The sequence below is a fragment of the Priestia sp. 10L35 genome (genome assembly GCF_056395685.1).
Window position 1 is genome coordinate 358,860 of record NZ_JBFTKA010000001.1, and the last position, 12,868, is coordinate 371,727.

General features: G+C 38.4%; 14 protein-coding genes. 10 read left to right on the forward strand and 4 right to left on the reverse strand.

The annotated features are described in order from the left end of the window. Positions 1 to 39: 39 nt before the first annotated feature. The 5 genes from rpoD (at position 40) to AC1DEF_RS01835 (ending at position 5,177) form a co-directional block, all read left to right on the forward strand. The gene (rpoD, locus tag AC1DEF_RS01815; protein ID WP_013059219.1) at positions 40 to 1,173 is read left to right on the forward strand and encodes an RNA polymerase sigma factor RpoD; all 1,134 of its coding nucleotides are present in this window, start codon (positions 40 to 42) and stop codon (positions 1,171 to 1,173) included. 382 nt (positions 1,174 to 1,555) lie between these two features. Beyond that, entirely contained in the window at positions 1,556 to 2,695 is a 1,140-nt protein-coding gene (locus tag AC1DEF_RS01820) for an acyl-CoA dehydrogenase family protein (RefSeq protein ID WP_043976200.1), read from the forward strand. 131 nt (positions 2,696 to 2,826) lie between these two features. Continuing rightward, positions 2,827 to 3,186, forward strand: a complete 360-nt coding sequence (gene cccA, locus AC1DEF_RS01825; protein WP_013059217.1) for a cytochrome c550 — start codon at positions 2,827 to 2,829, stop codon at positions 3,184 to 3,186. A gap of 168 nt (positions 3,187 to 3,354) precedes the next feature. Then, positions 3,355 to 4,059 carry a tRNA (adenine(22)-N(1))-methyltransferase gene (locus tag AC1DEF_RS01830; RefSeq protein WP_097824609.1) on the forward strand — a complete coding sequence of 235 codons (705 nt, stop codon included), beginning with the start codon at positions 3,355 to 3,357 and terminating at the stop codon, positions 4,057 to 4,059. After that, positions 4,056 to 5,177 carry a Nif3-like dinuclear metal center hexameric protein gene (locus tag AC1DEF_RS01835; protein WP_318330925.1) on the forward strand — a complete coding sequence of 374 codons (1,122 nt, stop codon included), beginning with the start codon at positions 4,056 to 4,058 and terminating at the stop codon, positions 5,175 to 5,177. Before AC1DEF_RS01830 ends, AC1DEF_RS01835 begins: the two co-directional genes overlap by 4 nt. Before the next feature lie 47 nt (positions 5,178 to 5,224). On the opposite strand, the gene AC1DEF_RS01840 is transcribed toward AC1DEF_RS01835, so the two are convergent. Beyond that, entirely contained in the window at positions 5,225 to 6,175 is a 951-nt protein-coding gene (locus AC1DEF_RS01840; RefSeq protein WP_013059214.1) for a 4-hydroxy-3-methylbut-2-enyl diphosphate reductase, read from the reverse strand. Between the two features lie 128 nt (positions 6,176 to 6,303). Next, complete coding sequence (locus tag AC1DEF_RS01845; protein ID WP_064472138.1) at positions 6,304 to 7,008, reverse strand: YqfQ family protein; 705 nt, start codon at positions 7,006 to 7,008, stop codon at positions 6,304 to 6,306. Positions 7,009 to 7,193: 185 nt separating this feature from the next. Between AC1DEF_RS01845 and AC1DEF_RS01850 the strand changes: the two genes are divergently transcribed. Further along, positions 7,194 to 8,513 carry a DEAD/DEAH box helicase gene (locus AC1DEF_RS01850; protein ID WP_013059212.1) on the forward strand — a complete coding sequence of 440 codons (1,320 nt, stop codon included), beginning with the start codon at positions 7,194 to 7,196 and terminating at the stop codon, positions 8,511 to 8,513. Positions 8,514 to 8,541: 28 nt separating this feature from the next. Further along, entirely contained in the window at positions 8,542 to 9,429 is an 888-nt protein-coding gene (locus tag AC1DEF_RS01855) for a deoxyribonuclease IV (RefSeq protein WP_097824606.1), read from the forward strand. A gap of 49 nt (positions 9,430 to 9,478) precedes the next feature. Here the strand turns inward: AC1DEF_RS01855 and AC1DEF_RS01860 are convergent, their stop codons facing one another. Beyond that, positions 9,479 to 9,730: a DUF2624 domain-containing protein gene (locus AC1DEF_RS01860; protein ID WP_013059210.1), complete on the reverse strand. Its 252-nt coding sequence runs from the start codon at positions 9,728 to 9,730 to the stop codon at positions 9,479 to 9,481. A 273-nt stretch (positions 9,731 to 10,003) separates the two neighbouring features. On the opposite strand from AC1DEF_RS01860, the gene AC1DEF_RS01865 reads away from it, so the two are divergent. The 3 genes from AC1DEF_RS01865 to AC1DEF_RS01875 are packed head-to-tail and all read left to right on the forward strand — an operon-like array spanning position 10,004 to position 12,032. Next, complete coding sequence (locus AC1DEF_RS01865) at positions 10,004 to 10,783, forward strand: metal ABC transporter ATP-binding protein (RefSeq protein WP_013059209.1); 780 nt, start codon at positions 10,004 to 10,006, stop codon at positions 10,781 to 10,783. Beyond that, positions 10,780 to 11,622, forward strand: coding sequence for a metal ABC transporter permease (locus AC1DEF_RS01870; RefSeq protein WP_013059208.1), 843 nt, complete (start codon positions 10,780 to 10,782; stop codon positions 11,620 to 11,622). The genes AC1DEF_RS01865 and AC1DEF_RS01870 overlap by 4 nt, the downstream gene beginning before the upstream one ends. Then, complete coding sequence (locus AC1DEF_RS01875) at positions 11,619 to 12,032, forward strand: Fur family transcriptional regulator (protein WP_013059207.1); 414 nt, start codon at positions 11,619 to 11,621, stop codon at positions 12,030 to 12,032. Before AC1DEF_RS01870 ends, AC1DEF_RS01875 begins: the two co-directional genes overlap by 4 nt. 30 nt (positions 12,033 to 12,062) lie before the next feature. Here the strand turns inward: AC1DEF_RS01875 and AC1DEF_RS01880 are convergent, their stop codons facing one another. Continuing rightward, positions 12,063 to 12,638 carry a 5' nucleotidase, NT5C type gene (locus AC1DEF_RS01880; protein ID WP_013085038.1) on the reverse strand — a complete coding sequence of 192 codons (576 nt, stop codon included), beginning with the start codon at positions 12,636 to 12,638 and terminating at the stop codon, positions 12,063 to 12,065. Positions 12,639 to 12,868: the final 230 nt, after the last annotated feature.

Genomic DNA, 12,868 nt, shown 5'->3' on the forward strand with positions numbered 1-12,868 from the left:
TAGAAGGTTTTCCTTAAAATTTTGGAAGGAGGGGATCTGATGGCTGAAAAATCAGCTCAATCAAAACAACTTGATTCAGATTTAACAATTGAACAAGTAAAAGATCAATTGACCGAAATCGGAAAAAAACGTGGTGTGCTCACATACGAAGAAATTGCAGAGCGTATGGCAAACTTCGAAATTGAATCCGATCAAATGGATGAATATTATGAATACCTTGGAGAACAAGGTGTTGAAGTAATGAGTGAATCTGAAGCAAATGATGACGATGCCGATCCCGATATTCAAGAACTGTCAAAAGAAGAAGAGTTTGATTTAAATGATTTAAGTGTACCTCCTGGTGTAAAAATTAATGATCCAGTTCGTATGTACTTAAAAGAAATCGGACGCGTTGACCTATTGTCGGCAGAGGAAGAAATCAATTTAGCAAAACGTATTGAAGAAGGGGATGAAGAAGCGAAACGTCGTCTTGCTGAAGCAAACTTACGTCTTGTTGTAAGTATCGCTAAACGCTATGTTGGGCGCGGTATGCTGTTTCTTGATTTAATTCAAGAAGGAAACATGGGTCTTATTAAAGCGGTAGAAAAATTTGATTATCGTAAAGGTTATAAATTCAGTACGTATGCGACATGGTGGATTCGTCAAGCTATTACTCGTGCAATTGCTGACCAAGCAAGAACGATTCGTATTCCCGTTCATATGGTTGAAACGATTAACAAGCTAATTCGTGTTCAACGTCAGCTTTTACAAGATTTAGGTCGCGAACCATCTCCTGAAGAAATTGCAGAAGATATGGACTTAACACCAGAAAAAGTTCGTGAAATCTTAAAAATTGCTCAAGAACCGGTTTCCCTTGAAACACCAATTGGTGAGGAAGATGATTCGCATTTAGGTGACTTTATTGAAGACCAGGATGCAACATCACCTTCTGAACATGCTGCATATGAATTATTAAAAGAGCAGTTAGAAGACGTCCTTGATACGTTAACAGATCGCGAAGAAAATGTTCTTAGACTCCGCTTTGGTCTGGACGATGGACGTACGCGTACGCTTGAAGAAGTAGGAAAAGTATTTGGCGTAACGCGTGAGCGTATTCGTCAAATTGAAGCTAAAGCGCTTCGTAAGCTTCGTCACCCTAGCCGAAGCAAACGTTTAAAAGATTTCTTAGAATAGATAAAAGCGTAAATAACGCTTATGAGATAGCTTCTTTCCTAGAGGAAAGGGGCTATCTATTTTTTATGGAATAAATTTCATAAAAACGCATTTTGAAGAAGTATATTGATTTTTTTACCAACTTTTCTTCTTTTATATATTTTACTGAATTGTCCTTCGTTTTGCAAATGCTCCTTTATATTCTTTTGTTACAGAGCATAAGCTGTTCAAATTCCTTTTAAACATCCGAAAAATGGAATCGCTATCATTTTATTCTTGCTTTGATTGGTACTTCTCTATTATAACATGAAAAAATTAAAACGTTTTAAAAGTTGAGAAAATTTACAAAAATGAATTATAATTAAATAATGTAAGCGTATACATTTTTTTAGGGGGAATAAAAATGAATTTTGAATTAACCAATGAACAAAAGATGATTCAACGGACGCTGAGAGAGTTTTCAGAGGCGGAAGTAGCACCGAATGCATTAGAGCGCGATCGAAGTAAGCAATTTCCGCTTGATGTTTTTAAAAAGTTAAGTGAGCTTGGGATAATGGGTCTTCCTTTTCCTGAAGAGTATGGAGGCGGAGGAGCAGATACGGTTAGTTTTGCTATCGTCGTAGAGGAATTAAGTAAAGCTTGTGGCTCTACAGGAATTACATACTCAGCTCATGTTTCGCTCGGGGGCGCACCTATTTATTTATTCGGAACAAAGGAGCAAAAAGAACAGTACCTACCTGCTTTATGCTCCGGGGAATCTTTTGGAGCGTTTGGTTTAACCGAACCGAACGCAGGAAGTGACGCGGGGGGAACAGAGACAGAAGCAGTGTTGAAGGATGGAACATTTAGGATTAATGGAAGTAAATGCTATATTACGAATGCTAGCTATGCAAAGTTTTTAGCTTTAACAGCTGTTACAAATCGTACAGAAGGTAAAAAAGAAATTTCAGCTATTATCGTGCCTACAGAAGCTCGAGGTTTTACTGTAATAGACAATTACGAAAAAATGGGTCTACATGCTTCAAATACAACTGAACTCGTTTTAGAGGATGTTGAAGTGCCTGAAGAGAATTTACTCGGTGTAAGAGGAGAAGGCTTTAAACAATTTCTAATGACGCTTGACGGGGGAAGAATTGGAATTGGCGCAATGGCCGTTGGAATCGCTCAAGCGGCTTATGAAAAAGCACTGTCATATGCGCAGGAAAGAAAGCAATTTGGAAAAGCTATTTCATCGTTTCAAGCGATTCAGTTTAAATTAGCTGATATGGCGATGAAAATTGAGTTAGCAAGAAATATGGTGTATAAAGCAGCGTGGTTAAAAGACCAAGGAAAGCCATTTACGAAAGAAGCTGCTATGTGTAAACTGTATGCTTCTGAAATTTGTATGGAAGTAGCCAGTCAAGCTGTTCAAATTCATGGAGGATATGGCTACATGAAAGAGTATCACGTGGAGCGGTATTTACGAGATGCCAAGCTTTTAGAAATTGGAGAAGGAACTTCAGAAATTCAGCGCTCGGTTATTGCAAGGCAAATTGGCTGTTAAGATACGCAATAAGAAATTAGTTAATTATGTAAATAAAACCCTTTCACTTATGAGCATTTTCAAGTAAAATAAAAGTGCTTATACTATTTTGTTATTTCTAGGGATGGGAATACATAAAGGGGGTATAGTGAGTGAAGCGAAATCCGCTAATACCATTTTTATTAATTGCGGTAATTGGGATTGCTTTAATGTTAACGCTTTCGTTCAACGGATTGAATAATGCAAAAGAAATCGCGGCTGAAAAAGAAGGCGGTGGCGCGGAACAGCAGGCTTCAGCTAAACCAGAAGAAATTTATCAAAAAACTTGTATTGGTTGTCACGGTGATCAGTATCAAGGTGGAGTAGGTCCTTCGTTAAAAGGAATTGGGAAAAAAGTTTCTCAAGACGAAATTGCAGATATTGTTGTAAACGGTAAAGGAAACATGCCGCCTGGGCTGGTTCCTCCGGAAAAAGCGAAGGAAATGGCTAAATGGGTATCAGAAATTAAATAGAGTTCAGAAACATGATTTTCTGGAAAGCCGCTCATTTATAAAGCAGGCTTTTTTTTTGTGATTTTTTATAAGCATTCAGCTAAAAGGAAAACATGAAGAGAAATAGGAATCATGCAGCTATCTATGTTAAAATAATGAACAGTAATCACATAGAGAATAGGTGACAAAATGAATGAATTAAACTTATCAACAAGACTTGAAGAAGTAGTAAAGTCGATTCCTTTGGGAGCAAAGATAGCAGACATTGGCTCAGATCATGCATACTTGCCGTGTTTTGCTTATTTAAATGGATATATTAGCGGTGCCGTAGCAGGAGAAATTACAGAAGGGCCTCTTCAATCTGCTATTCAGCAGGTGAAAAAAACAAGCTTAACGGACGTTATTGACGTTCGAAAAGGAAACGGCCTAGAAGTAATATCACCGAATGAAGTAGACTGTATTACAATCTGCGGAATGGGCGGAACGCTTATTACGATGATTTTAGAAGAAGGAAAAGCAAAGTTAGAAGGAGTAAAAAGGCTTGTACTTCAGCCGAATATTGGTTCACATCATATTCGCAGCTGGCTGATTGAACACAACTGGGAAATCATTGATGAAAAAATCATCGAAGAAGACGGTCGTATGTATGAAGTCATCGTCGCTGAACCTGGAAACGCCTTAGCTCCTTATAACGGTGAAGTGAAAGCCGGTGTGTTAATGGGCCCTATTTTAAAAGAAAAGCGCTCTTCTGCTTTTATGACAAAGTGGACGCATGAACTGAATCATCTTAAACAAATTGTCAGCCAAATGGAGCAGGCTCAATCCGAGGAAAGCAAAGCAAAATTTCAAAAACTTACCCAAGACATCTCATTAATTGAGGAGGCGTTAAAATGAGTAAAATCCCTAACGGATTTCAAGTAATTGAAGCATTTGAATCATTTTCTCCCAAGCATTTAGCGGTTGAAGGAGATAAAATTGGTTTACAGATTGGAACGTTAAACAAGCCTGTAAAAAAAGTAATGGTAACGTTAGATGTTCTTGAAACGGTCGTAGACGAAGCGATTGAAAAACAAGTGGATTTGATTATTGCTCATCATCCTCCTATTTTTAGACCTCTAAAACAAGTGGTTACAGATCGTCCTGAAGGGCGTATTTTAGAGAAATGCATCAAACATGATATTGCTGTATATGCTGCTCATACAAACTTAGATATAGCTAAAGGCGGAGTAAATGACTTGTTGGCCGAAGCATTGGGGCTACAAGAGACAAAAGTGCTGGTTCCAACAACGTCTATTCAGCTGAAAAAGCTTGCTGTATTTGTTCCTTCAAATCATGCTGAAGCAGTGCGCACAGCTATTTGTGATGCGGGAGCTGGACATGTGGGTCTTTACAGCGACTGTACGTTTTCAACTGAAGGGGAAGGCACGTTTAAACCTTCTTCAGAAGCCAATCCATACATTGGCTCAAAAGAAGAGTTAGAATGTGTCAATGAAACAAAAGTTGAAACTATTTTTGAAGCGGTTCAGCAAAATAAAATTATTCGCGCCATGCTCAGTGCTCATCCTTACGAAGAAGTGGCCTATGACATTTATCCAGTGGAACAAACGGGCGAGACGCTTGGACTTGGACGAATTGGTAAGTTAAAAGAAGAGATGACGTTAAAACAGTTTGCCGCTCATGTTAAACAAGCATTGGATGTGGATGGTGTTAGAGTAGTAGGGTCTATGGATGCCACGGTGAAAAAAGTAGCTGTTCTTGGCGGAGATGGAAACAAATATATTACAAACGCAAAATTTAGCGGAGCAGATGCCTATGTAACAGGGGATTTGTATTTCCACGTGGCGCATGATGCAATGGCAATGGGATTAAACGTTGTAGATCCTGGTCATCATGTTGAAAAAGTCATGAGACAAGGTGTAACGCGTTTATTAAACAGTCTTTTTGATGCAAAAAACTTTGAGTGTGAAGTATTTGATTCAAAAGTAGACACAAACCCATTTACGTTTATGTAACAAAGAAAGAAGGTGTTGAAAAATGTCAACACCTTCTTTTGTGTCTATTAAGACGATTTTTTTGTTCGAACTTTTGGTAAAATCTTTGAAAGAGGCACGCTTTTTTCACGTGTCCACGTTGTTTCATCTTCTGGATCGAACTGATCTAGAAAATTGATGACCTCTTTTGTGATTGGAGTAGGGGTAGATGCGCCTGCCGTAACAGCTACGGTTTTCGCATTCATCAACCATTCAATCTGCAGCTCTGAGATGTCACCGATACGATATGCCTCAGTGCCGGCAATCTCCATTGATACTTGAGCTAAACGGTTTGAATTGTTACTTTTAGGATCTCCTACAACAATTGTAACATCTGCTTCACCTGCTTGCTCGGCTACAGCTTCTTGGCGAACTTGTGTAGCTAAACAAATTTCCTTGTGAACTTCAGCGTGCGGATATTTTTCTTTTACCTTTTCCATTACTTCTGCAACGTCCCACTGACTCATTGTTGTTTGATTTGTTACAATGATTTTCTCACGTTGAATATTTAAATGGGCTACGTCTTCTGCTTTTTCAATTAAATGAACGATATCTGGCGCGATACCAAGTGCACCTTCTGGCTCAGGATGATTTCGTTTTCCGATATAAATAACGTCATAACCTTCTTTTTCTTTTTGGCGAATAAGGTCATGGGTTTTTGTAACATCCGGACATGTAGCATCGATTGTTGTTAAGCCTTTTTCTTTTGCTCGTTCTTTTACTTCTGGAGATACTCCGTGCGCAGTAAAAATAACGGTTCCTTCATTTATTTGGTCTAAGATTTCTAGGCGATTAGCACCGTCCAGTGTGATAATGCCGTCCTCTTCAAACGCATCTGTAACGTGTTTATTATGAACAATCATTCCTAAGATATAGATTGGTCGAGGCAATGATTTATCTAAAGCGGCGTTTCGTGCAATGACCATTGCGTCTACTACACCATAACAATAGCCGCGCGGTGCAATTTTAATAACTTTCATTTCAATTTCCTCCTCATCATAATCCTGACGAGCAATTCAACTCGCTTCTATTATATAAAAGAGGAAGGAAGAATACAAAGATATTCTTTTTTTGCTCACGGTATTTCCTTAAGGAATCAGCAGATTTATCAAATATAAAGTTTTGGTTTAGACACCCGATCTCTGGATGAATGTTCAATTTCTTCTTCAAAGAAATCCAGCTCATCATCGGATGAATCCGTGCTTTCTGCGCCTGCTGATAAAACCTTACTGTCTTTGCTTTCATCAGTTTCAGAAACCTCTGTTCCTTCTGCTTCGAGTATTTCATCTGTGTCATCACTTGAGCGCAAGGCCTGATAGATTTTCCACAGAGAAGGAGCATTTTTGACAAGAGGTCCGTATTGTTGAATCATAGGTCCCATCGTTTCCGCTGCTTTTAGTACTCGCTGAACATTCCCCATCATGGAGCTCAAGTTAGCAGGGTTCGTTAATCCTTGCAAACCTCCAAGCAGGGAAGAAGAGTTAGTCGCTCCTGCAGCACCTTGGGCTCCTGAAAGTCCAGAAAACAAAGAACCTCGAGGAGCAGCTGCAGCCGCTTGTTGAAATGGTATGTTTCTATTTCCGCCTCTTCGGAATAGGCGAGTTAAGAAGTTACCTCCTCCACGGTTCAGGCCTTGCTGATTCGGGTAAAATGATTGTTGAGCATTTGTTTGCTGGGCAAAGTTACGAAACTGCTGTAATGGATTAAATTGGCCAAAGTTACCAGGTTGTTGCCCAAAGCCGTTTTGTGGTGGCATTCCTGGCATCATTCTTCTTTGCATACCGGGTGGAAATGGTGGTCTTCGCTGTAGCAAAGGACGCACCTCCTTTAGTAAAGTAGATTTTCTTTTACTATCGTATGCAACTCGCGATAAAATGTTTTTGAAACAGGTAATAAGTTTTAGTAATATGAATGAGAAGTAGTCACAGAAGGAAAAATCGATTATAATCATATATTGTGCCTTAAAAGATGAACGTGAATGTAAAAAAGGAGACTATTATGGAAAAAACAAACTTTGAACGTTTTGAGTTTCAACCATTTTTAATAGAAGCAATTAAACAATTAGGTTTTTATCAGCCTACAGAGATTCAGGAGCGCTTAATTCCTTCCGTTTTAAAAGGGGAAAGCGTAATTGGTCAGTCGCAAACAGGGACCGGCAAAACACACGCTTATTTATTGCCTTTACTTGAAAAGGTAGACCCTAAAAAAGAAGAAGTACAAGTTGTAATCACCGCTCCAACTCGTGAGCTTGCTTCTCAAATTTATCAAGAAGTATTAAAGCTAACAAAACACAGTGCTGAAGGAGAAGAAATTTCAGCAAAATGTTTTATCGGCGGTACAGATAAGCAGCGTACAATCGACAAATTAAAGAAGCAGCCTCAAGTTGTTGTAGGAACACCGGCTCGTTTGTTTGATTTAGTAAATGAAAAAGCGTTAGTTGTGTATACAACAAAGGCGTTAGTAGTAGACGAAGCTGATTTAATGCTTGATATGGGATTTTTAGAAGATGTGGACCGTTTGGCAAGCAATATGCCTGAAAAATTACAGATGCTTGTTTTTTCAGCAACTATTCCTGAAAAATTAAAGCCATTCTTAAAAAAATACATGGAAAATCCAAAATTTACGCATGTTTCGCCGAAGCAAGCAGCAGCAGCTAAATTAGAGCATGTATTAGTTCCACTGCGTCATCGTAACAAGTTTAAGCTGCTGCATGATATGCTTATTTCGTATAATCCTTATTTAGCTATCGTCTTTACAAATACAAAGAAAATGGCGGACGAAGTAGCAGATGATCTACTGTCTAAAGGATTAAAAGTAGGAAGAATTCACGGAGACTTATCTCCTCGTGACCGTAAGAAAATGATGAAGCAAATTAATAATTTAGAATTTCAATACGTAGTAGCGACAGATTTAGCAGCTCGCGGTATTGATATTGAAGGAATTTCACACGTTATTAACTTTGAGCTTCCTTCAGATCTAGATTTCTACATTCACCGCGTAGGACGTACAGCTCGTGCCGGTCATTCTGGAATTGCTGCTACAATCTTCGATGTGGAAGATGAAGATGCAGTAAATAAGCTAGAGAAAATGGGAATCGAGTTTGTAAACAAAGATCTTCAAAAGCAAGAATGGGTTTCCATCGATGACCGTAACCGCCGTAAAAAGCGTGTGAAGAAAGCGGATGAAGTGGGAGAAGAGGCACATCGCTTTATTCAAAAGCCGAAGAAAGTAAAGCCTGGCTACAAGAAAAAACGTGCTCGTGAAATTACAAAGTATGTGCAAAAGAAAAAGCGTAGTGAAAGACGCAACAATCGTTAATCGCAATAGGTTAGAGGTGTAAAAAGTAATGTTGAAAATTGGTTCTCACGTATCAATGAGCGGCAAAAAGATGCTTTTAGGAGCAAGTGAAGAGGCAGCTTCTTACGGAGCAAATACGTTTATGATCTATACAGGCGCTCCACAAAATACTCGTCGCAAAAAGATTGAAGAGCTTAATATTGAAGCTGGTCTTTTGCATATGAAAGAGCATGGAATGACAGATATTGTTGTACATGCTCCCTATATCATTAATCTAGGAAATACAACAAAGCCCGAAACATTTGAGCTTGGAGTAGATTTCTTAACGTCTGAAATTCAGCGCACCCATGCTCTTGGCGCAAAGCAAATTGTTCTTCACCCAGGAGCTCACGTGGGCGCTGGAGCAGATGCCGGTATTCAGCAAATTATCAAAGGTCTAAACGAAGTGTTGACAGCTGATCAAGAAGTTCAAATTGCGCTTGAGACAATGGCTGGAAAAGGAACAGAGTGTGGAAGAAGCTTTGAAGAAATTGCCCAAATTATTGATGGCGTGACGCACAATGAAAAGCTCTCTGTTTGTTTTGACACATGTCACGTTCATGACGCTGGTTATGATCTCGTTCAAGACTTTGACGGTGTATTAAATGAATTTGACAAAACCGTAGGAATACAGCGAATTAAAGTGCTTCACATCAATGATAGTAAAAATGTACGCGGTGCTCGAAAAGACCGCCATGAAAACATTGGGTTTGGTGAAATTGGATTTGGTGCACTGAATTATATTGTTCATCACCCAGCGTTTAAAGAAGTTCCTAAAATTCTAGAAACTCCTTATGTAGGAGAAGATAAGAAGAATAAAAAAGCACCATATCAGTTGGAAATTGATATGATTCGTGCACAAAGCTTTGATTCAGAGCTAAAACAAAAGCTTATGTAATTTTATATGTGATTGAAAGAGGTCATGTCTGTAGACATGACCTCTTCTTTTACATCAACTGCTGAAATAATTCGTTCACTCGTCTGGCAGTTTCACGATCTGTTACTTGAGCAATTTGTTTGATTAAATTTCGGCGCTCTTCAAGGTTATAAATATTTACGGGCTGCTGTCTAATGACGGATACAAGTGTGTGTGCCTGCTGATCTGTAATGGGGATGTTGTATTGTTTGCTATACTTTAAAAGCTCTTTCGGGGTAATGTTGTTTACTTTCTTATTGACAATCTGTTGTACAATTTTCATATGATTACCTCCTCGTCATATACAGTTTATGAATAAAAAAGAAAGATGTGACTATATTGTGTAATAAAACAACATTTCGAGCCGGATGAACTTACGGAGGCAAGAAAGCGAAGGAGTGAAACGGCTTAGTTTACAAATAAAAGACAATCCTGTATACTACATTAATGACTAAATCGTAATGATTCTGAGAAAGTAAATGGGTAACGGAGTATACGATAGAAACCGTGCCCTCTTTTGTATGGAGAAATATAAAAAAAGAATGGTGAGGCGCATATGAATACACCTGATATCATTGAAATTGATCATTTATCATTTCAATATGATGGAGTGAATGTATTAGAAGATATAAGTTTTTCAATTCCAAAAGGAGCTTTTTTGGGTCTCGTTGGTCCAAATGGCTCTGGGAAATCAACGCTAATCAAATGTTTGCTTGGTTTGCAAAAACCATCTCAAGGTGCAATTCGTTTATTTGGAAAAGATCAGAGAAGGTTTAAAGAACGAAGTAAAATTGGATATGTATCGCAAAAAGCGAATAGTTTCAACAGCGGCTTTCCTGCTACCGTTTTTGAAGTGGTTTCCACGGGTCTTACTTCAAAATTAGGTTTGTTTCGCTTTATGAATGCTTCTCATAAACAAAAAGTGAAAGAAGCGGTAGAAGCAGTGGGGATGAGCGAATTTTTAAATCGAAACATAGGAGAACTATCCGGTGGCCAGCAGCAGCGAATTTTTATTGCGCGCGCGCTTGTAAGCGAACCCGAGCTGTTAATTTTAGATGAGCCAACAGTCGGAGTGGATGCACAAAATGTGTACACTTTTTATGAGCTTCTTGAAAAGTTAAATAAAGAAAAAGGCATTACGCTTGTGCTTGTTACTCACGATATTGGCACTGTCTCAGAAAAAGTAACCCACGTTGCTTGTTTAAATAAATTTCTACACTTTCATGGGAATGCCAAAGAATTCGAACAGCTTTGTGAACATGACGTATCTATGTTTTATGGTCATAATGTTCATGTGTTAACCCATGATCATCATCATGGAGGGCAGCACGTATGATAAGCAGTTTATTTCAATTTGAGTTTTTACGAAATGCATTTTTAACCGGTATGATTATTGGCGTCTTAGCTCCTTTATTGGGCACGTTCATCGTAGTAAGACGTCTTTCTTTAATTGCAGACGCGTTAAGTCACGTGACGCTAGCGGGGATTTCTGCGAGCTTGCTTCTTAGTCAGAAAATAGGGTTTATGCAAGGAGTGAACCCCGTCTATTTAGGGATGGTATCTTCCGTTACAGGCGCTCTTTTTATTGAAAAACTTCGAAGCGTCTACAAGCATTACCAAGAGCTGGCCATTCCGATTATTTTATCGGGCGGAATTGGTATTAGTGCAATTTGTATCTCGCTAGCGGACGGTTTTAATAATGATTTAATGAATTATTTGTTTGGAAGCGTAAGTGCGGTGAGTCGTTCGGATCTTTGGACAGTTGTTGTCATAGCCGTATTTGTTATAGCTATTGTCTTTTTCTTATATAAAGAATTGTTTATTTTATCTTTTGACGAGGAGCACGCTTCTGCTTCTGGGATTAAATCGAAGTGGATGCACTTTTTATTTATTGTGATGGTTGCTCTTGTCATTGCTGTATCGATGCGTATCGTCGGTATCTTATTAGTGTCATCTCTTATGACTCTTCCTGTAGCAGCAAGCATTCGCTTAGCTAGAGGCTTTAAACAAACGATTCTGCTTTCGGTGATTTTTGGTGAAATATCTGTTTTAGGCGGATTATTTTCAGCGTACTACTTGGATTTAGCACCAGGCGGTACAATTGTTGTCATTGCTGTTGTTATTTTAATCATATCTATTATGATTAATAAAGGACGGAAGGGGAAACAAAAATGAATTTAACTGAAGCCATTCATTTGTTAAAAGATCAAGGATATAAACATACAGGAAAGCGTGAAGAAATGCTTGCCTTGTTTTCAAAATCAAATAAGTACTTAACGGCAAAAGATGTATTAGAGTACATGAAGCCCGATTATCCTGGTCTGAGTTTTGATACCATTTACCGTAATTTATCATTGTTTGTGGAGTTAGGTGTACTTGAAATGACGGAGCTTTCGAGCGAAAAGCACTTTCGATTTAAATGTGCGACCGCCCATCATCATCACCACTTCATTTGTTTAGATTGTGGAAAAACAAAAGAAATTGAAGCTTGTCCGATGGAGTATGTAGACGAGGATTTGCGAGGGTACAATATTACAGGCCATAAATTTGAAATTTACGGTCAATGTATAGAATGTAATCAATAAAAAAGAGAGGGCGTTATGCACCTCTCTTTTTTATTTTTGCTGTTCTTTTAACCAGCTGGCTACCCACTGATCTGCTTCTAGCCAATTGTATACGCGAACCACTCCTTTTGGAACAGGTAAGCGATTATAAGGAGTATCAAATAAGATAACGGGGATATTGCATTCTTCACTGATTTCACAAGCATTATCATGTTTGTCTTCAAAAAAGATATCAACATCATATCGTTTTGCTGTCTCAACTTTAAAATGAGAACCGACTAACTCAATGTGATGAAACGATAGTTCATTTTTTTGAAACCATTCTTCCGTGACGTCCAATAGCTTATCGTGCCTTGCACTAATAAAGAATAATTCGTGCTTTTGATGCCATTTTTGCAAAACAGCTTTTGCATCGTCTGCAAGTGGAGAGGTTTCGTAAATAGAGCGTTCATTTGCTTTAAACCATTTCCCGAGTTCAGCAGGTGATACATTTACAAAAGGGCTGAAATCATATTCTGTAATGTCTTCAAGTGTTAAATTTAAGTTAAAGGCTTTATTTAAATGAGGAACAAAAGTTTCAGGAGAAGTAACAGTTCCATCAATGTCAATTCCAAACTTTTTCGTCAACTACGTGCACTCCTTTAATACGTTTATTCTACTTAGGTGCTTGATTATTCTTGTCTAGTGTAACATAAAGCCCAAAGAGAAACAGTAATACTTTTTATACGCCTTTGGCAAAACGTAATGATCACTGCACGGCCTGGTGATTGCGTTTGTACCTATTTCTTGTAAGAGAGTGAGCGGCTGTATAAGATTAACACTTATAATTTTTCCTCGCATTCAGATACTATAAATGC